Origin of the sequence: Microbacterium sp. CH1 (assembly GCF_001595495.1) — a bacterium.
Taxonomy (GTDB): domain Bacteria; phylum Actinomycetota; class Actinomycetes; order Actinomycetales; family Microbacteriaceae; genus Microbacterium.
Window position 1 is genome coordinate 329,725 of sequence record NZ_LOSO01000015.1, and the last position, 19,987, is coordinate 349,711.

13 protein-coding genes and 1 tRNA gene are annotated in these 19,987 nt (G+C 68.8%); 13 read left to right on the top strand and 1 reads right to left on the bottom strand.

What is annotated here, in order from left to right; translation table 11 throughout:
• Nucleotides 1–485 (bottom strand): PfkB family carbohydrate kinase (locus AUV07_RS09910; protein ID WP_231868237.1); only part of this gene is annotated, 485 nt, incomplete at its 3' end.
• A gap of 167 nt (nt 486–652) precedes the next feature.
• On the opposite strand from AUV07_RS09910, the gene AUV07_RS09915 reads away from it, so the two are divergent.
• The 13 genes from AUV07_RS09915 to AUV07_RS09975 all read left to right on the top strand — a co-directional run bounded on the left by AUV07_RS09915 (nt 653) and on the right by AUV07_RS09975 (nt 19,923).
• Nucleotides 653–2,326, top strand: coding sequence for an ABC transporter substrate-binding protein (locus AUV07_RS09915; RefSeq protein ID WP_062635739.1), 1,674 nt, complete (start codon nt 653–655; stop codon nt 2,324–2,326).
• Between the two features lie 82 nt (nt 2,327–2,408).
• Entirely contained in the window at nt 2,409–3,413 is a 1,005-nt protein-coding gene (locus AUV07_RS09920) for an ABC transporter permease (RefSeq protein ID WP_025104414.1), read from the top strand.
• Nucleotides 3,414–3,447: 34 nt separating this feature from the next.
• The gene (locus AUV07_RS09925) at nt 3,448–4,413 is read left to right on the top strand and encodes an ABC transporter permease (protein ID WP_025104413.1); all 966 of its coding nucleotides are present in this window, start codon (nt 3,448–3,450) and stop codon (nt 4,411–4,413) included.
• Nucleotides 4,410–6,155, top strand: a complete 1,746-nt coding sequence (locus tag AUV07_RS09930; RefSeq protein ID WP_082802909.1) for an ABC transporter ATP-binding protein — start codon at nt 4,410–4,412, stop codon at nt 6,153–6,155. The genes AUV07_RS09925 and AUV07_RS09930 overlap by 4 nt, the downstream gene beginning before the upstream one ends.
• A gap of 276 nt (nt 6,156–6,431) precedes the next feature.
• Nucleotides 6,432–9,935 carry a DNA-directed RNA polymerase subunit beta gene (rpoB, locus tag AUV07_RS09935; RefSeq protein ID WP_025104411.1) on the top strand — a complete coding sequence of 1,168 codons (3,504 nt, stop codon included), beginning with the start codon at nt 6,432–6,434 and terminating at the stop codon, nt 9,933–9,935.
• A gap of 87 nt (nt 9,936–10,022) precedes the next feature.
• On the top strand, nt 10,023–13,898 hold the full coding sequence (gene rpoC / locus AUV07_RS09940; RefSeq protein WP_025104410.1) for a DNA-directed RNA polymerase subunit beta': 3,876 nt from the start codon (nt 10,023–10,025) through the stop codon (nt 13,896–13,898).
• Between the two features lie 181 nt (nt 13,899–14,079).
• Nucleotides 14,080–15,009 (top strand): PfkB family carbohydrate kinase, encoded by a 930-nt coding sequence (locus tag AUV07_RS09945; RefSeq protein ID WP_062635741.1) that lies wholly within the window; start codon nt 14,080–14,082, stop codon nt 15,007–15,009.
• 86 nt (nt 15,010–15,095) lie between these two features.
• Nucleotides 15,096–15,180: transfer RNA gene (locus AUV07_RS09950), tRNA-Tyr, on the top strand.
• Nucleotides 15,181–15,252: 72 nt separating this feature from the next.
• Nucleotides 15,253–15,744 carry an FBP domain-containing protein gene (locus AUV07_RS09955; RefSeq protein WP_062635743.1) on the top strand — a complete coding sequence of 164 codons (492 nt, stop codon included), beginning with the start codon at nt 15,253–15,255 and terminating at the stop codon, nt 15,742–15,744.
• 45 nt (nt 15,745–15,789) lie between these two features.
• Nucleotides 15,790–16,590 (top strand): enoyl-CoA hydratase/isomerase family protein, encoded by an 801-nt coding sequence (locus AUV07_RS09960; RefSeq protein WP_062635745.1) that lies wholly within the window; start codon nt 15,790–15,792, stop codon nt 16,588–16,590.
• 116 nt (nt 16,591–16,706) lie between these two features.
• Entirely contained in the window at nt 16,707–17,741 is a 1,035-nt protein-coding gene (locus tag AUV07_RS09965) for a hypothetical protein (RefSeq protein ID WP_157524000.1), read from the top strand.
• Nucleotides 17,741–18,535: an inositol monophosphatase family protein gene (locus AUV07_RS09970; protein ID WP_062636069.1), complete on the top strand. Its 795-nt coding sequence runs from the start codon at nt 17,741–17,743 to the stop codon at nt 18,533–18,535. The genes AUV07_RS09965 and AUV07_RS09970 overlap by 1 nt, the downstream gene beginning before the upstream one ends.
• A gap of 119 nt (nt 18,536–18,654) precedes the next feature.
• A complete protein-coding gene (locus AUV07_RS09975) occupies nt 18,655–19,923 on the top strand; it encodes a M23 family metallopeptidase (protein WP_062635747.1) in 1,269 nt (422 codons plus the stop codon).
• The last annotated feature ends 64 nt before the right edge of the window (nt 19,924–19,987 follow it).

Below are 19,987 nucleotides of genomic sequence, written 5' to 3' on the forward strand. Positions count from 1 at the left end.
AGGGCCTCCTGGGCGGCGCGTGCGGAGGGCGAGAGCGCGGGCGTGATGCCGGAGGTGTGCACGAGGGCCGCCGCGGCGAGCAGGTCCACCGCCACGGGCGACTCCAGCGAGGCCGGCGACAGCGCCGCCGCGGCCGACCCGGCACGGTAGTAGTGCATCGTCCCTTCCACGGCGCCGTCCGCCCGCGGGGAGAGCTCTTTGACGTAGAGGCCCGTCGGTGCCATCGGGTCGATCTCCACGGCCCGATCGTCGACGCCGTGCGCACGGAGCTCGGCGGTGAGGAAGCGTCCGAAGCCGTCGTCGCCGACACGGGACACGACCGCGGTGCGGATGCCCGCGGAGGACAGCGCGATCGCGGTGTTCCATTCGGCCCCGGCGAGGGAGCGGTGGAACGTGCGGCAGGTCTCGAGCGGTCCGGCGGTGGCGGCGACGAGGGCGACCAGGCCCTCGCCCAGGCACACGACGCGGGGAGTGGTGTCCGGCACGTTCTGGACATTACCGGATCACGGGCGGCACCGCGTCGATACCGGATCGCAACATCGGACTCTTGGCATCCGCCTGGCCGCTGGGTACCTTCGAGGAATCACCGTCTCCGCGGCGACGATGCCCGGAGACGCGCAAGGAAGCGCCCGACAGGGAAGGTCATACACCCATGCACCAGTCAGCCATGCCTCGGCGAGGAATCGCCGTCATCACCGGAGCGACCATCGCCGCTCTCGCTCTCGCCGGATGTGTCGCCAGCGAGCGCGGGGACAACGGGTCGGAGGGTTCCGGTGATGTCGACGGCACCTTCGTCTTCGCCGCCTCGTCCGATCCCGCGAGCCTCGACCCGGCGTTCGCGCAGGACGGCGAGACCTTCCGCGTCTCCCGCCAGATCTTCGAGGGTCTGGTGGGCACGGAGCCCGGCACGGCCGACCCGGCGCCGCTGCTGGCGGAGTCGTGGGAGTCGTCCGAGGACGGCATGTCTCACACCTTCGCGCTGAAGGAGGGCGTGACCTTCCAGGACGGCACCCCGTTCAACGCCGAGGCCGTCTGCGCCAACTTCGACCGCTGGTACAACTGGACCGGTCTCGCCGCCTCCGAGGCCTTCGGGTACTACTACAACAAGCTCTTCAAGGGCTACGCCTCCAACCCGGAGGACGCGGTCTACAAGTCCTGCACGCCCGACGGGGAGAACTCCGTCACGATCGAGCTGAACAAGCCGTTCGCCGGCTTCATCGCCTCGCTGTCGCTCCCGGCCTTCGGCATGCAGAGCCCCTCGGCGATGCAGGAGTTCGGCGCGGACGAGGTCGGCGGCACCGCCGAGGCCCCGCAGCTGTCCGAGTACGCCATGGGCCACCCGGTCGGCACAGGCCCCTACCAGTTCGAGGAGTGGGCGCCGGGCGAGCAGGTCACGCTCAAGGCCTACGACGACTACTGGGGCGAGGCCGGACAGATCGACCAGATCATCTTCCGCACCATCGACGACCCGACGGCGCGTCGTCAGGCGCTCGAGTCGGGCTCCATCGACGGCTACGACCTCGTGGGCCCCGCCGACACGAAGGCGCTGGAGGAGGACGACTTCACCATGGTGTCGCGTCCCCCGTTCACGATCCTCTACCTCGCCTTCAACCAGGCGATCCCGGAGCTGCAGGACCCGAAGGTGCGCGAGGCGCTGTCCTACGCGATCGACAAGGACGCCCTGATCAGCCAGGTCCTCCCGGAGGGCACCGAGAAGGCGACGCAGTTCGTCCCGCCGGTGGTCAACGGCTACAACGACGAGGTCACGACCTACGACTACGACCCGGAGAAGGCCAAGGAGCTGCTCGCGGAGGCCGGCTACGACGAGGCGAACCCTCTGTCGCTGGACTTCAACTACCCGGTCAATGTCTCGCGTCCGTACATGCCGGACCCCGAGCAGATCTACACCGTCCTGTCCTCGCAGCTCTCGGAGGTCGGCGTGGAGACCACTCCGGTCTCCGAGGAGTGGGTCGAGTACCTCGACCGCACCAGCGGCACCGCCGACCACGGCATCCACCTGCTCGGCTGGACCGGCGACTACAACGACACGGACAACTTCGTCGGAGTGTTCTTCGGCCAGCAGAGCTCGGAGTGGGGCTTCGACAACCCGGAGCTCTTCCAGGCGCTGACCGAGGCGCGCGGGGTCTCCAACCTCGACGACCAGACGGCCCTCTACGAGGACATCAACGAGATGGTCGCGGAGTTCATCCCCGGCGTCCCGCTCGCGCACCCGGCGCCGACGCTCGCCTTCGACCCGCGCGTCGAGAGCTACCCCGCCAGCCCGGTGAACGACGAGGTCTTCACGGACATCGTCCTCACGAAGTAGGCCTGACCATTTGATATGCCGAGCCCCGGTTCCGCCTCGCGGGACCGGGGCACGGCGTACCTTCTGATCGACGGAGAACTCTGTGCTGCGCACCATCGGCAGGCGACTGCTGTTCCTCATCCCCACCCTGTTCGGGCTCAGCATCCTGCTGTTCGCCTGGGTCAGGGCCCTCCCCGGCGGCCCCGCGGTCGCCCTCCTCGGCGAGAAGGCCACCCCGGAGGCCATCGCCAGGGTCAACGAGCTCTACGGCTTCAACAAGCCCCTCATCGAGCAGTACTTCATCTGGGTCACGCGCCTGCTGCAGGGCGACTTCGGCACCTCCATCCAGACCAACCGGCCGGTCACGGAGGAGTTCCTCCGCCGCTTCCCCGCGACGATCGAGCTGAGCGTCGCGGCGCTCATCTTCGCGGTGGGCGTCGGCATCCCGCTCGGGTACTGGGCGGCCCGCCGCCACGGCAAGTTCACCGACCACGCGTCGGTCGTGCTGAGCCTCATCGGGATTACGATCCCGGTCTTCTTCCTGGCCTTCATCCTCAAGTACGTCTTCGCCGTGCAGTTGGGGTGGCTCCCCTCGGACGGCCGCCAGGACCCCCGGATCGATGCCACCCATCCCACCGGTTTCTACGTCTGGGACGGCATCATCACGGGGGAGTTCGACGCCGCGTGGGATGCGATCCTCCATCTGATCCTCCCGGCGCTCGCGCTCGGCACCATCCCGCTCGCGATCATCGTCCGCATCACCAGGGCGAGCGTGCTGGAGGTGCAGAACGCCGACTACGTGCGGACGGGGCGGGCGAAGGGCGTGGGCTCCGGCACGCTGCGCAGCCGGTTCATCCTCCGGAACGCCATGCTCCCCGTCATCACGACGATCGGACTGCAGACCGGACTCCTCATCTCGGGGGCGGTGCTCACCGAGACCGTGTTCGCCTTCCCCGGCATCGGATCGTTCCTCGCGCGCGCCATCTTCACGCGCGACTTCCCGGTGCTGCAGGGGTTCATCATCTTCATCGCGATCGCCTACGCCCTCATCAACCTGGCCGTGGACGTGTCGTACAGCCTCATCGACCCGAGAGTGAGGGTGCAGTGATGTCCTCCTCCCTCATCCGAAAGGAGGCGCTCGCATGAGCATCGCCCTCCCACCCGCACAGGGGCCGTCCGCCGAGAGCGGCGGCAGCATCGACACCGTCGCCATCGCCCAGGCCGACCTCAAGGAGAGCGGCGGCGGGTTCTGGCGCGACGTGTTCCGCCGGCTCCGCCGCAATCCGACGGCGTGGATCGGCGCCGTCATCGTGCTCCTCTTCCTCCTCGTCGCGGTGCTCGCGCCGGTCCTCGCTCCGTACCCCGAGACCGCGCTCCCCGGGGCGAAGGAGATCACGCCCACGCACATCCCCGGCCCGGGCGAGCTGCCGCAGTTCCCCCTCGGTCTGGACCGGTTCGGCGGCGACGTGCTGTCGAAGCTCATCTGGGGCGCCCAGGCGTCGCTGCTGATCGGCGTCGTCTCCACCGCGATGGGTCTCGTCGGCGGCATGATCCTCGGACTCCTCGCCGGCACGTTCGGAGGCTGGGTCGACACCGTCATCATGCGCGTCGTCGACATCATCCTCTCGGTGCCGAACCTCCTGCTGGCGGTGTCGATCGCCGCGATCCTCGGACAGACGCCGTACGCCGTGATGATCGCCATCGGGGCCTCTCAGGTGCCGATCTTCGCGCGCCTGCTGCGGGCGTCCATGCTCCAGCAGCGCTCCAGCGACTACGTGCTCTCGGCGCAGACGCTCGGCCTCGGCCGCGGCCGGATCACGATGTCGCACGTCCTCCCGAACGCGATCGGGCCCGTGATCGTGCAGGGCACCCTGACCCTCGCGACCGCCGTGATCGATGCCGCGGCGCTGTCGTTCCTCGGTCTCGGCGGCGGCGGCCCCGCGACGGCCGAGTGGGGTCGCATGCTCACGTACGCGCAAGCGGAGCTGGCGATCGCCCCGTGGCTGGCGTTCCTCCCCGGCATCTGCATCGCCGTCACCGCGCTCGGCTTCACCCTGCTCGGTGAGGCGCTGCGCGAAGCCATGGACCCGAGGACGAGGGCACGATGAACATCCGCGACGAGGGCGCCGTGCGCGCCGCGAAGGAGAACGGGATGGCGGACCAGCCCCTGCTGTCGGTCGAGGGCCTGGCGGTGGACTTCGCCACCATGGACGGCGTCGTGCACGCCGTCGAGGGCGTCGACCTCGAGATCCGTCCGGGGGAGACCGTGGCGATCGTCGGCGAGTCCGGTTCCGGCAAGTCGACCACCGCGATGGCGATCATCGGGCTGCTCGCGGGCGGAGGGAAGGTGGCCGCCGGCAGCATCAAGCTCGACGGGCGGGACATCTCCCGCGCCTCCGAGAGCGAGCTGCGATCGATCCGCGGACGGGACATCGGACTCGTGCCGCAGGACCCCATGTCGAACCTCAACCCGGTCGCGAAGATCGGCACCCAGGTCGCCGAGACGCTGCTCGCCCACGGCCTCGCCACCCGGCAGAACGTGCAGTCCAAGGTCGTCGAGGCGCTGACCGCCGCCGGTCTTCCGGATCCGGAGCGTCGGGCCAAGCAGTACCCGCACGAGTTCTCCGGCGGCATGCGGCAGCGGGCCCTCATCGCCATCGGGCTGGCGTGCAAGCCGCGGCTGCTCATCGCGGACGAGCCCACCAGTGCCCTCGACGTGACGGTGCAGCAGACCATCCTCGACCAGATCGGCGAGATGACGAGGGAGCTGGGCACCGCCGTGCTCCTCATCACCCACGACCTCGGTCTCGCCGCCGAGCGGGCCGAGCGCGTGATCGTGATGCACCGCGGCAAGGTCGTCGAGCAAGGGCCGGCGCGGCGGATCCTCGAGGACCCGCAGCACCCGTACACCCAGTCGCTCGTGAAGGCGGCGCCGTCGGTGGCGGTGGCGCGGCTGCGTCCTGAGGCCTTCGTCCGGGACGCTTCGACAGGCTCAGCGACCCAGGAGGGCGCTTCGACGGGCTCAGCGACCCACAGTGAGTCTGGGTCCCTGAGCTCGTCGAAGGGCAACATCGTCGAGATCGAGAACCTCACGAAGGTGTACCCCGTGCGCGGCAAGCACGAGGACTTCGTGGCCGTCGACGACGTCTCGCTCGCGATCCCGCGTGGGGAGACCGTCGCGATCGTGGGGGAGTCCGGATCGGGCAAGACGACGACCGCGCGCATGCTGCTCAAGGTCATCGAGCCCACGAGCGGCCTCATCCGCTACGAGGGCAAGGACATCTCGACGCTGAGCCGTGCGGAGACGAAGGACTTCCGGCAGCGGGTGCAGCCGATCTTCCAGGATCCGTACTCCAGCCTGAACCCCATGTTCACGATCGAGCGCCTGATCGCGGAGCCGCTGGAGTTCTACAAGCGGGGGAGCGGGGCGGACCGGCGCAAGCGCGTGCGACAGCTCCTGGACGACGTCGCGCTACCGCAGTCGATGCTGCGGCGCTACCCGTCCGAGCTCTCCGGCGGGCAGCGTCAGCGTGTGGCGATCGCGCGAGCGCTGGCCCTCTCGCCGGACCTCATCGTGTGCGACGAGCCCGTGTCGGCACTCGACGTGCTCGTGCAGGACCAGATCCTGCGGCTGCTCGGCGACCTCCAGCGCGAGTACGGCCTGAGCTACCTGTTCATCTCGCATGACCTCGCGGTGGTGCGGCTCATCAGCGACTACGTGTGCGTGATGAAGGACGGGAAGCTCGTGGAGGCCGCGTCGTCGGAGGAGATCTTCACGAATCCTCGCGACCCCTACACGCGCCGCCTCCTCGCCTCGATCCCCGGCAACGAGCTCAACATCGCCTCCTGACCCGAGACCCCGGTTTCGGGTCGAAACCCCGCCCTGCCTCCGCGGCGAGGGCGGGGTTTCGGCGCCCAGGCGGGGTCTCGGCGGTCCCATTACCGCAGCATCGAAGATTGGTCAAGGATTGCGCTTGCCATGTCGCGAGATCGCGTCTATAGTTGGTAGTTGCGCTCGCTTCTCCCTGCCCTCATATGGTGGTCGGCATCTCGTGAGCTTCTGAGCGCACTCCACCTGACGACAAAGGAATCGAGAAGCCCTGCGGGGCTCACGGAGGTTATTCCCTTGGCTGCTGCTCCCAACGCATCCACATCCACCACCACCAAGAACGGACGCGGAGCTTCCCGTCTCTCGTTCGCCAAGATCTCCGACACGCTGACGGTCCCCGACCTTCTCGCCCTGCAGACCGAGTCCTTCGGTTGGCTGGTCGGCAACGACGCCTGGAAGGCGCGCGTGGCCGAGGCCAAGGCCGCCGGTCGCACCGACGTGAACGAGAACAGCGGTCTGGGCGAGATCTTCGAGGAGATCTCCCCGATCGAGGACCTCGGCGAGACGATGCAGCTGTCGTTCACGAACCCGTACCTCGAGCCCGAGAAGTACTCCATCGAGGAGTGCAAGGAGCGTGGCAAGACGTACGCGGCCCCGCTCTACGTCGAGGCCGAGTTCATGAACCACCTCACGGGTGAGATCAAGACCCAGACGGTCTTCATGGGCGACTTCCCGCTCCAGACCGACAAGGGCACGTTCATCATCAACGGCTCCGAGCGCGTCGTCGTCTCGCAGCTCGTGCGCTCGCCGGGTGTCTACTTCGACAAGACCCCCGACAAGACGAGTGACAAGGACATCGTCTCGGCGCGCGTCATCCCGAGCCGCGGTGCCTGGCTCGAGTTCGAGATCGACAAGCGCGACCAGGTCGGCGTCCGCGTCGACCGCAAGCGCAAGCAGTCCGTGACGGTCTTCCTCAAGGCGCTGGGCATGACCAGCGAGGAGATCCTCGAGGAGTTCGCCGGCTACACCTCCATCGAGGAGACGCTCGCGAAGGACACGATCGTCACCAAGGAAGACGCGCTGCGCGACATCTACCGCAAGCTGCGTCCGGGCGAGCAGGTGGCCGCCGAGGCCGCCCGCGCGCTGCTCGACAACTTCTACTTCAACCCGAAGCGCTACGACCTCGCCAAGGTCGGCCGGTACAAGATCAACCACAAGCTGGGTCTCGACACCCCGCTGACGGAGTCGGTGCTGACGGTGCAGGACATCGTCGCCACGATCAAGTACCTCGTGCGTCTGCACGCGGGCACCGAGGAGACCTTCGAGGGCATCCGCGGCGGCAAGAAGACCGAGATCCGCCTCGCGACCGACGACATCGACAACTTCGGCAACCGTCGCATCCGCGCGGTCGGCGAGCTCATCCAGAACCAGGTCCGCACGGGTCTGTCCCGCATGGAGCGCGTCGTCCGCGAGCGCATGACCACGCAGGACATCGAGGCCATCACGCCGCAGACCCTGATCAACGTGCGCCCCGTCGTCGCCGCGATCAAGGAGTTCTTCGGAACCTCGCAGCTGTCGCAGTTCATGGACCAGAACAACCCGCTCGCGGGTCTGACCAACAAGCGCCGTCTGTCGGCTCTCGGCCCCGGTGGTCTGAGCCGTGACCGCGCCGGCGTCGAGGTCCGTGACGTCCACCCCTCGCACTACGGCCGCATGTGCCCGATCGAGACGCCGGAAGGCCCGAACATCGGTCTGATCGGTGCGCTCGCGACCTTCGCGCGCATCAACTCGTTCGGCTTCATCGAGACCCCGTACCGCAAGGTCGTCGACGGTGTCGTGACCGACCAGATCGACTACCTGACCGCCTCCGAGGAGGTCGACTTCAACATCGCGCAGGCCAACGCGCCGCTCGATGCGAAGGGTCGCTTCCGCGAGAGCCACGTGCTCGCGCGCCCCAAGGGCGGCAGCGGTGAGGTCGACCTGTTCCTCCCGGAGGAGATCGGCTACATCGACGTCTCGCCGCGCCAGATGGTGTCGGTCGCGACCTCGCTCGTGCCCTTCCTCGAGCACGACGACGCGCAGCGCGCGCTCATGGGCGCCAACATGCAGCGTCAGGCCGTGCCGCTGCTCCGCAGCGACTCGCCGCTCGTCGGAACCGGTATGGAGGGCTACACGGCCATCGACGCCGGTGACGTGATCACCGCCGAGAAGGCCGGTGTCGTCTCCGAGGTCTCCGCGGACCGCGTCGTCGTCATGCTCGACGAGGGCGGCACGCAGGAGTACCACCTGCGCAAGTTCGACCGCTCGAACCAGGGCACCTCCTACAACCAGAAGGTCGTCGTCTCGGCCGGTGAGCGCGTCGAGGTCGGAGAGGTCATCGCCGATGGCCCCGCCACCGAGAACGGCGAGCTGGCCCTCGGGAAGAACCTCCTCGTCGCGTTCATGACGTGGGAGGGCTACAACTTCGAGGACGCCATCATCCTGAGCCAGGACCTGGTGAAGGACGACACCCTCTCGTCGATCCACATCGAGGAGTACGAGGTCGACGCCCGCGACACCAAGCTCGGCAAGGAGGAGATCACCCGTGACCTCCCCAACGTCAGCCCCGAGCTGCTGAAGGACCTCGACGAGCGCGGCATCATCCGCATCGGCGCCGAGGTCCGCCCCGGCGACATCCTCGTCGGCAAGGTCACGCCGAAGGGTGAGACCGAGCTGTCGGCCGAGGAGCGTCTGCTCCGCGCGATCTTCAACGAGAAGAGCCGCGAGGTCCGCGACACGTCGCTCAAGGTGCCCCACGGTGAGCAGGGCACGATCATCGCGGTCAAGGAGTTCAACGCCGAGGACGGCGACGACGAGCTCGGCTCCGGCGTGAACCGCCGCGTCGTGGTCTACATCGCCCAGAAGCGCAAGATCACCGAGGGCGACAAGCTCGCCGGCCGCCACGGCAACAAGGGTGTCATCGCGAAGATCCTGCCCGTCGAGGACATGCCGTTCCTCGCGGACGGCACCCCGGTGGACATCGTCCTCAACCCGCTCGGCATCCCGGGTCGAATGAACTTCGGCCAGGTCCTCGAGACCCACCTCGGGTGGATCGCGAAGCAGGGCTGGAAGGTCGAGGGCACCCCGGAGTGGGCCGCCAAGCTGCCGCAGCAGGCGTTCGAGGCCGCGCCCGGCACCAAGGTCGCCACCCCGGTGTTCGACGGTGCGAGCGAGGAGGAGATCTCCGGTCTGCTCGACTCGACGCTCCCGACCCGTGACGGCCTGCGCCTGATCGACTCGAGCGGCAAGACGCAGCTGTTCGACGGCCGCTCCGGCGAGCCGTTCCCGGCGCCGATCTCCGTGGGCTACATGTACATCCTGAAGCTCCACCACCTGGTGGACGACAAGATCCACGCCCGCTCCACCGGTCCGTACTCGATGATCACCCAGCAGCCGCTCGGTGGTAAGGCGCAGTTCGGTGGACAGCGCTTCGGTGAGATGGAGGTGTGGGCCCTCGAGGCCTACGGTGCGGCGTACGCCCTCCAGGAGCTCCTCACGATCAAGTCCGACGACATCCTCGGCCGCGTCAAGGTGTACGAGGCCATCGTCAAGGGCGAGAACATCCAGGAGCCCGGCATCCCCGAGTCGTTCAAGGTGCTCATGAAGGAGATGCAGTCGCTCTGCCTGAACGTCGAGGTCCTCTCGGCCGACGGTACGCTGGTCAACCTCCGCGACACCGACGACGAGGCGTTCCGCGCCGCAGAGGAACTCGGTATCAACATCTCCAGCCGCTTCGAGGCCGCCTCGATCGACGAGATCTAATCCTTCGACGGGCTCAGCCGTCCCCGCGACGGCTGAGCCGGTCGAAGCCCAGACTTCTCAAAAAGAACTTCCGACACAGGAGAACTAGTGCTCGAGTCCACAACCTTCGATGAGCTTCGCATCGGCCTGGCGACCGCAGACCACATCCGCGCGTGGTCCTACGGCGAGGTCAAGAAGCCCGAAACCATCAACTACCGCACCCTCAAGCCGGAGAAGGACGGTCTCTTCGGAGAGCAGATCTTCGGCCCGTCCCGTGACTGGGAGTGCGCCTGCGGCAAGTACAAGCGCGTCCGCTTCAAGGGCATCGTCTGCGAGCGCTGCGGCGTGGAGGTCACCAAGAGCTCCGTCCGTCGTGAGCGCATGGGTCACATCGAGCTCGCCGCTCCCGTCACCCACATCTGGTACTTCAAGGGCGTGCCCTCGCGCCTCGGCTACCTGCTGGACATGGCGCCGAAGGACCTCGAGAAGGTCATCTACTTCGCCGCGTACATGGTCATCTCGGTCGACGAGGAGGCCCGTCACCGCGACCTGGGTACCCAGGAGAACAACATCCGTCTCGAGCTGAAGACGCTCGGCGACCGCCGCGACGCGAAGATCGCGGAGCGCCTGGCCAAGCTGGAGGAGGAGCTCGCGGCCCTCGAGGCCGAGGGTGCCAAGGCCGATGCCAAGAAGAAGGTCAAGGACGCCGCCGAGAAGGAGATGTCGCTCATCCGCAAGGGTGCCGACGAGGCGATCCTGAAGCTGGAGCGCGTGTGGGAGGACTTCCGCACGCTCGAGGTCGGTGCCCTGCGCCCGGAGGACGACGTCTTCCACGAGCTGCAGGACCGCTTCGGCCAGTACTTCGAGGCCTACATGGGTGCCGAGGCGATCCAGCGTCGCCTGGCCGCGTTCGACCTGGCCGCCGAGGCCGAGAGCCTGCACCTGCAGATCTCGGAGGGCAAGGGCCAGCGCAAGATCCGTGCGATCAAGCGCCTCAAGGTCGTCAACTCGTTCCTCGAGACCGGCATGAGCCCGGCCGCGATGGTGCTCGACGTCGTCCCGGTGATCCCGCCGGAGCTGCGTCCGATGGTCCAGCTCGACGGTGGCCGCTTCGCGACCTCTGACCTGAACGACCTGTACCGCCGCGTGATCAACCGCAACAACCGTCTCCGTCGCCTGATCGACCTCGGTGCCCCCGAGATCATCGTCAACAACGAGAAGCGGATGCTGCAGGAGGCCGTCGACGCGCTGTTCGACAACGGCCGCCGCGGTCGCCCCGTCACCGGTACCGGCAACCGCGCCCTGAAGTCCCTGAGCGACATGCTCAAGGGAAAGCAGGGTCGCTTCCGCCAGAACCTGCTCGGCAAGCGTGTCGACTACTCGGGCCGTTCGGTCATCGTCGTCGGCCCGCAGCTCAAGCTGCACCAGTGCGGTCTGCCCAAGCAGATGGCGCTCGAGCTCTTCAAGCCGTTCGTCATCAAGCGCCTGATCGACCTCGGTCACTCGCAGAACATCAAGGCCGCCAAGCGCGCCGTCGAGCGCACCCGTCCCGAGGTCTGGGACGTGCTCGAGGAGATCATCCGCGAGCGTCCGGTGCTGCTGAACCGTGCACCCACCCTGCACCGTCTCGGCATCCAGGCGTTCGAGCCGCAGCTCGTCGAGGGCAAGGCCATCCAGCTGCACCCGCTCGTCTGCGCGGCGTTCAACGCCGACTTCGACGGTGACCAGATGGCCGTGCACCTGCCGCTGTCGGTCGAGGCTCAGGCCGAGGCCCGCGTGCTCATGCTCGCGTCGAACAACATCCTGAAGCCGTCGGACGGCCGTCCGGTCACCCTGCCCTCGCAGGACATGATCATCGGTCTGCACCACCTGACCACGGTCAAGGCCGGCGCCAAGGGCGAGGGCCGTGCGTTCGGCTCCGTCGGCGAGGCACAGCTCGCGTACGACGAGGGCACGCTCGACCTGCAGGCGAAGGTCCGCATCCGCATCCCGGGTCTGGCCTTCCTCGAGGGCGAGGCTCCCGAGGGCTACGAGAAGCACGGCCTGGTCGACGCTTCGCTGGGTCAGGCGATCTTCAACGACGCGCTGCCGAAGGGCTACCCGTTCGTGCGCGAGCAGGCCGACAAGGGCAAGCTGTCGCAGATCGTCAACAAGCTGGCCGAGGAGTACCCCAAGGTCGAGACGGCCGCCACGCTGGACCGCATCAAGGATGCCGGTTTCTACTGGGCGACCCGTTCGGGTGTGACCGTCGCGCTGAGCGACATCCTCACCCCGCCGAACAAGGCGGAGATCGTCGCGGGCTACGAGAAGCAGGCCGCGAAGGTCCAGTCCCAGTACGAGAAGGGCCTCACGACCGACGCCGAGCGTCGTCAGGAGCTCATCAAGATCTGGACCGAGGCGACCGACGAGGTGCAGGCCGCGATGAAGGCGCACTTCCCGGAGGACAACACCATCAACCGCATGGTGTCCTCTGGCGCTCGTGGTAACTGGCTGCAGATCCGGAACATCGCCGGTATGCGTGGTCTGGTGAACAACCCCAAGGGTGAGATCATCCCGCGTCCGATCATCTCCTCGTACCGCGAGGGTCTGTCGGTGGCGGAGTACTTCATCGCGACGCACGGTACCCGTAAGGGTCTGGCCGACACCGCTCTGCGTACCGCCGACTCGGGTTACCTGACCCGTCGTCTGGTGGACGTCTCGCAGGACGTCATCATCCGCGAAGAGGACTGCGGCACGTCGAAGGGCCTCGAGCTCCCGATCGCCGCTCCGAACTCGCAGGGTGAGCTGGTGCGCGACGCGAACGTCGAGAACTCGGTGTTCGCCCGCACGCTGGCCTCCGACGTGGTGAACGCGTCGGGCGAGGTCCTGGCCGCGGCCGGCGACGACGTGGGCGACGTGCTCATCGACAAGCTGGTCGCCGCGGGCGTCGAGACCATCAAGGTCCGCTCGGTCCTGACCTGCGACTCCGCCGTCGGCGTGTGCGCGCAGTGCTACGGCCGTTCGCTCGCGACCGGCAAGACCGTCGACATCGGCGAGGCCGTCGGCATCATCGCGGCCCAGTCGATCGGTGAGCCCGGTACCCAGCTGACGATGCGTACCTTCCACACCGGTGGTTCGGCGTCGGCGGATGACATCACGCAGGGTCTGCCCCGTGTGCAGGAGCTGTTCGAGGCGCGTACCCCCAAGGGTGCATCGCCGATCGCGGAGGCCGACGGCCGCATCACGATCGACGAGACCGAGAAGGCCAAGAAGGTCATCCTCACGCCCGACAACGGCGACGAGCCCGTCGTCTACCCGGTGCTGAAGCGTGCCACCCTCCTCGTCGAGGACGGCCAGCACGTCTCGGTCGGTCAGCCCCTGCAGGTCGGCACGCTCGACCCCAAGGAGGTCATGCGCGTCATGGGTGCCCGCGAGGTGCAGAAGTACCTCGTCGGCGGCGTCCAGGGCGTCTACCGCTCGCAGGGTGTGCCGATCCACGACAAGCACATCGAGGTCATCGTCCGCCAGATGCTCCGCAAGGTCACCGTCGTCGACCACGCCGACACGACCCTGCTGCCCGGTGAGATGGTCGACCTGAAGCGCTACCAGCAGATCAACCGTGAGGCCGTGGCCGAGGGCAAGCGCCCCGCGTCCGGTCGCCCGGAGCTGATGGGTATCACGAAGGCGTCGCTCGCGACCGAGTCGTGGCTGTCCGCTGCGTCCTTCCAGGAGACGACCCGCGTGCTCACGCAGGCCGCCATGGAGGGCAAGCGCGACCCGCTGGTCGGTCTCAAGGAGAACGTCATCATCGGAAAGCTCATCCCCGCCGGAACCGGTCTCTCGAAGTACCGCGACGTCACGGTCGAGGCCACCGAGGAAGCCAAGAGCGAGCGCTACCCGAACCGGATCTTCGCATCCGACGGCGCGTACGCGGACGGCGACTTCGGCTACGTCGACTTCGACGCGTTCTCGACGGACGACATCACCCCCGGTACCTACAACTGAGGTGTGACTGAGTGAACGAAGGCCCCGGGGTTCTCCCCGGGGCCTTCGTCGTCCCTCGGCGCGGTGGGGTGTGCATGGCTTCGGAGATCCGGCGCGGCGCGCCGCCGGTGGGCCTCATCCATCGGGGTGTCGGGTGTCATCTCCGAAGCTGTGACCGGGGCGGGCGCGGTAGGGTCGGCGAGTGACCACTGAGACTTCCCCCGGCGGCGCGGCCGTCGTCATCGGAGACGCCCTGATCGACGAGATCCGGGATGAGGCCGGCGTCCGCGAGTTCGTCGGCGGAGCCGCCCTGAACGTCGCGGTGGGGCTGCGCCGGCTCGGAATCCCCACGACGCTCATCGCGATGGTGGGGGAGGATGTCGCCGGCGCGCACATCCGCGAGTATCTGGCCGATCACGGCGTGCGGCTGATCGCGAGCGCGGCACCGCACGGGTCGTCGCGGGCCGTCGTCACGCGGGCCGCGAACGGCGAGCCGAGCTATGTCTTCAACCGCGCGGCCCAGGAGCGCACGATCCGGTACGCCCACGAGGCGAGGGCGGCCATCGCCGAGGCGGACATCGTCGCCGTGAGCTGCTTCCCCTTCGATGTCCCGGCCGAGGTCGACGCCCTCGCCGCCGCGGTGGAGGGCGCGCGGCTGGCGATCGACCCGAACCCGCGCACCGGCATGCTGTCCGACCGCGAGGAGTTCGTCCGCGGCTTCGAGCGGCTGGCGGCGCGGGCGGACCTGGTGAAGGTCGGCGCCGACGACGCCGCCGTGCTCTATGACGGCGACCTCGACGCCCTGCGCGCGCGGCTCCGGGGCCTCGGCGTCGCGGCGGTGCTCGCGACGGCCGGAGCGGACGGGGCCGTGCTCGAGTCGGTCGCCGGGTCGGTTTCGGCCCCGATCTCGGCGCTCCCTGGTCGGGTGGTCGACACCGTGGGAGCGGGGGATGCGACGCTGGCCGCCGTCGCCGCCGGACTGGTGGACGGGGCCCCGAAGGCGGCCGAGGGATGGTCGGCCCTGCTCGAGCGCGCGATGGACGTGGCCGCTGCGACCTGCCGCGCCGAGGGCGGGCTGCTGCGCACACCGGAGTCGCTCGCCGCCGCCGACCGCGGCGTGTACGGAAGCTGACGCCTCGATTTCTCGCGCCCGCATCCGGCAGGTATGATTGTTCTTCGTGCCCCCGGTTGGCTGTTCAAGTCGGACGGGTGCGCTCTGGCGAGTTACCCAAGTGGCCAAAGGGATCTGACTGTAAATCAGCCGTCTTCGACTTCGGGGGTTCGAATCCCTCACTCGCCACCACGGAAGCCCCCGCTCGCGGGGGCTTCTCCCGTTCTCGGCCTCACCTGCGCGCCGAGTTCCTAGACTGGAGCGATGCGACCTCTCACCGAAGCCGACGTCCGGGCCTCGTTCGTGAACGCGGACGCCGACGAGCTGCGCGTCATGGAGATGCCGCACGACTTCCTCCTCGTGGACTGGGACTACCTCGACTTCTTCGCCTGGCGCGACCCGAGTGCCGGCAAGCGCGGCTACGTCCTCGTCCCGCACGAGGGGCGTGTGGTCGGCGTGGTGCTGCGGGCGTCGGAACCAGGGCGCGGGCGCTCGGGCATGTGCAACATCTGTCACACGATGCAGCCGGGCAACCAGGTCGCCTTGTTCGCCGCCCGGCGCACGGGAGCGGCGGGGGAGCGCGGCGACTCGGTCGGCACCTACATCTGCGCCGATCTGTCCTGCCACGAGAATGTGCGCCTGGCGCATCCGCTCGCACCGAACGAGATCCGGGCGGCGGGACAGGTCGACTTCCGACTCGATGGCACCCGGCGACGGATGGAGCGGTTCGTGGCGCGCGTCTGGGAGGGCGCCTGAGCGCGACTAGCCTGGAGGCATCCGCCTGTGCTCGAAGGAGAAGCCATGAGTGATGCCATCCTGTTCGCCGTCGACGAGGGGCTGGCGCGGCTCACGCTCAACCGTCCGACCCGCCTCAACGCCTTCAACGCCGATCTGGCGTACGCCTGGCGGGATGCGACCGTCGAGGCGACGTCGCGCGACGACGTGCAGGCCATCCTCATCGACGCGGCGGGACCGGCGTTCTGCGCGGGCGGTGACGTGATCGACATGGCGACGACCATGGGGTCGTCCGGGGCGGAGATCACCGCGCTGGCGGAGGTCATCAACACCGGGATCCGCGCGCTCACGGAGTCGAGCGTGCCCGTGGTCGCCGCGGCGCACGGGACGACGGCCGGTGGCGGACTCGGCATCCTGCTTGCCACGGACTACGCGGTGGTGGGCTCGCGGTCGCAGCTCGGGAGCCTGTACGCGAACATCGGCCTCACTCCCGACCTCTCCGTGTCGGCGCAGCTCGCGCGGGCCGTGGGTCAGCGCCGCGCCCTCCAGCTCGTGCTGCAGGACCGCCTGCTCACGGCCGCGGAGGCCCTCGACTGGGGGCTGGTGGCCGAGGTCGTGGAGGGCGAGGACGGCAGGACGGAGGCCGGCCTGGTCCGTGCGCGGGCCGAGGAGGTCGCGCGGTTCTGGCTCGCCGGGGCCGCCGACGCGTACGGCCAGGCCAAGCGGCTGGTGCGGTCGCAACCGGAGCGCACCTTCGCCGATCAGTTGAGCGAAGAGGCCCGGTCCATCGGTGCCGCCCTGGAGACCCCGGACGCACAGGCGCGGGTCGCGGCCTTCGCGGCGGCTTCCGCGAAGAAGGCCGGCTGACCCTTCCTCCCCAGATCGCGGTCCGTTCCCGATCTCCTTCGGACTCGAGGGAAGCCGGAACAAGCGGGCCCGCGCGTGGCAGGATGAAGGCATCGCCGCTCGACGAGAGGATCCCCATGTCCCATCCGGACACCGCCCGGCTGCAGCCGCAGGGTGACAAGAAGAACATGTCGCTGCTCATCAGGGGCTCGCTGTGGGTCGCGATCGGCGCCCTCATCGCCGCGGCTCTGGTCTGCGTCGTATGGGTCCTGGTCGGCGATCAGAACGGCCTCATCGGTCGCGCCTTCCTCACGATCCTCCTGCTCGCCGCCTTCGCCGGGATCGCCATCCTCGAAGCGGGGCTCGCGACGAACCGTCCGGACTGGCTCCAGCTCGCGAGCATGGTCACGTGGGTCATCGCGCTCCTCGTCGGCCTCGTGAAGATCTGGCTCCCGGAAGACGGGCTCTACTTCGGTGCGGAGCGCTTCTTCCAGCTGCTGCTCGTGATCGGGATCCTGCAGCTCGCACTGCTCCATGTGCGGCTCTTCACCCGTGCCGCGCAGCGCCACGTCACGACCTTCACGAAGGTGATCCACATCGTGACGATCGTCTTCCTCGGCGCCCTCGTCGCCCTGCTGGTCTTCTTCCTCGCGTTCCCCAACACCTTCGACTACACCGAGCTGTACTGGCGCATCGTCGTCGCCCTCACGATCCTCGTCGCCGTCGGCACCACGCTGATTCCGCTGCTCAACGCCCTGTTCGCGCCGAAGAAGGCTCCTGCCGCCCGGCCCGTCGCTTCCGCACCGTCCTGGCCGACCTACGCCGACGGGATCACGCCGCTCCCGGCTCTTCCCGACGGAAGCCCGGACTGGAACGCCTATTACACGGGGTACCCCTCGGCGGCTCCCCAGGCCCTGGGTCAGGCGCCCGCCGCGGGGTTCCCCGTGGCGACCCCGCCCCTGGCGCCCACCGCTCCGGCCCTCCCGGACTTCGCGGCGCCTCCCGCTCCTGGCCCTGTGCCTCCCGCGCCCGACCTGCCGGCGCCGCCGCAGCCGGCGTCGCCCTCGTCGGCACCTGCGCAGCCGGCGCCGCCGCAGCCCGCTCCGCCCGCCCAGGGCGAGCCCCCGGCCTTCCCGCCGCCGCCGCCCGCACCCTCGCACCCGGCGCCGTGATCGACGCTCTCGAGCTCAGCGCGCTGGCGACGGAGATCGCCGAGGAGGCGGGTGCGCTGGCCCGTACCCGACGCCGGGAGGGCGTCCGGCTCGCGGCCACCAAGTCGACGCTCGCCGACATCGTGACCGAGGCGGACCGCGAGGTGGAGGCGCTCATCCGCGAGCGACTGCGCGCGGCGCGGCCGGCGGACGGCTTCCTCGGTGAGGAGTCGGGGGCGGCCACCGGCGACAGCGGCATCACGTGGGTGGTCGACCCGATCGACGGCACGGTGAACTACGCCTACGGCATCCCCGCGTACAACGTGAGCATCGCGGCCGTCAGCGGTCCGCCGGAGCCTGACGCCTGGGTGGCGCTGGCCGCCGCCGTGCACGCGCCCGCTGTGGGCGAGACCTTCACCGCGGCACGCGGGCACGGTGCCTGGTCGGACGGCGTCCGGCTCGCGGTGACCGCGGTGACCGACGCCGGGGCACTCCTGGCGACCGGGTTCGGCTACGACCCGGCGACGCACGACGGCGACCTCGCGACGGTCCGCCGGGTGATGCCCATCGCCCGGGATCTCCGCCGTATGGGATCGGCGGCCCTGGACCTGGCCTACGTGGCGGCGGGCCGATTGGACGGATACTTCGAGCGCGGCCTCAAACCGTGGGATCACGCGGCGGGTGCCCTGCTCGTCCAGGAAGCGGGTGGGCGCGTGAGCCGGATCGATCGGGAATCGCCGCGGCCCTTCCTGATCGCGGGTGGCGTGACCGTGCACGACCGACTCCGGGATATCCTCGATGAGGAAAAACCCTGACCGATCCATGGCTTTCACAGGAGGATCGGGGTAGTGTTTACCCGATCGTTACTTTCACCACCCGAAGGTGAGAGTTGTCATTGCGCCCCCGAGCATCACGAACGACCGAGAGATTAGCTTTGCCCTTCGAGAACCCCCAGGCTGCCGCTGCGCCCACGCGCCGGTCCAGCCGCCCTCGCACTGCGGCCTCCGAGGCCTCGGCGAGCGGGTCGACGGCACCCCTCGCTGACGCGGAGACCGTGATCGCCCTCGCTGCTGTCATCCCCCTGTCCCGTCGCGCCGCGCGTCAGCGTCAGGCCGAGGTGCCCCCGGTGCCGCTCGCACCCGAGGAGCCCTTCATCGCCGCGGCTGCACCGGCCATCGCCGATGTCCCCGCGGTGCCCGTCGTCGCCGAGATCGTCGAGAAGTCCGAGGACACGGTCCCGGTCGAGGACATCGCCCCGGCATCCGAGCCCTTCGTCGCCGAGGCTGACGCCGAGGGCGACGCCTTCGAGCGCGCCTCCCGCGCCTTCCGTGAGACCGGCTCCATCCCGACGCCGTCGGCGTCCCGCCGTTCGACTTTCACTGCGAACGCCGCATCGCAGGCCGCGCCGAAGATCGACACCGCCGGCCTCGCGGCCGTCGGCCCTCGCCGCACCCGCCGCATTCGCAAGACCCTCGCCGCCGGTGCCACCGTCGGCGCGATGGGGCTCGCCGGACTCCTGGCCGTGTCCATGACCCTGCCCGCGGAGGCCGTCGCGGCCGCCCAGGGCGGATCGCTCGCCTCGACGTCCCTCGTCACCGCGGCCGCCGCCGATGCGGCAGGCTCGGCGGACGACGAGATCCAGGCCTTCGTCGCGCCGTCCGGTGTGCAGAACGAGCCGCTCTCTCGCGCCGACAACTTCAGCACGGTCTCCCTCGTCGAGGTCGCCGCCGAGCAGGGCATCAACTACTCCGGTGAGATCTTCACGAACGACCCGGACGCCGCCATCCAGTGGCCGTTCCTCGTCGGCGTGGGTATGAGCTACGGCTACGGCATGCGCAGCGGCCGCCTCCACGAGGGCATCGACTTCGTGCCGGGCAACGGTGCGCCCATCCAGGCGATCGCCGACGGCACCGTCCGCATCGCGACCGAGCAGGGTGCCGCCTACGGTGTCACGGTCTACATCGACCACGTCATCGACGGCTCGGTCATCACGAGCCACTACTCGCACATGCAGTACGGCTCGCTGCAGGTGAAGGCGGGCGACAAGGTCAAGGTCGGCGACATCGTCGGCAAGACCGGTAACACCGGCCGCTCCTACGGGGCGCACCTGCACTTCGAGCTCATCGTGAACGGGACGACCATCGACCCGATGCCGTGGCTCAAGAAGAACGCCGGACGCACGTCGCTCACCTCGGAGGAGTGACCGTCTCGATTTCATGAGGACGCCACAAGGATGGTATTCTCGTGTGGTTGCCCCGCGAGGGGCA

Coding starts and splice junctions, on each gene's coding strand:
- AUV07_RS09915 (WP_062635739.1), top strand. CDS start 653: ATGCACCAGTCAGCCATGCCTCGGCGAGGAATCGCCGTCATCACCGGA.
- AUV07_RS09925 (WP_025104413.1), top strand. CDS start 3,448: ATGAGCATCGCCCTCCCACCCGCACAGGGGCCGTCCGCCGAGAGCGGC.
- AUV07_RS09930 (WP_082802909.1), top strand. CDS start 4,410: ATGAACATCCGCGACGAGGGCGCCGTGCGCGCCGCGAAGGAGAACGGG.
- AUV07_RS09955 (WP_062635743.1), top strand. CDS start 15,253: ATGCGACCTCTCACCGAAGCCGACGTCCGGGCCTCGTTCGTGAACGCG.
- AUV07_RS09960 (WP_062635745.1), top strand. CDS start 15,790: ATGAGTGATGCCATCCTGTTCGCCGTCGACGAGGGGCTGGCGCGGCTC.
- AUV07_RS09965 (WP_157524000.1), top strand. CDS start 16,707: ATGTCCCATCCGGACACCGCCCGGCTGCAGCCGCAGGGTGACAAGAAG.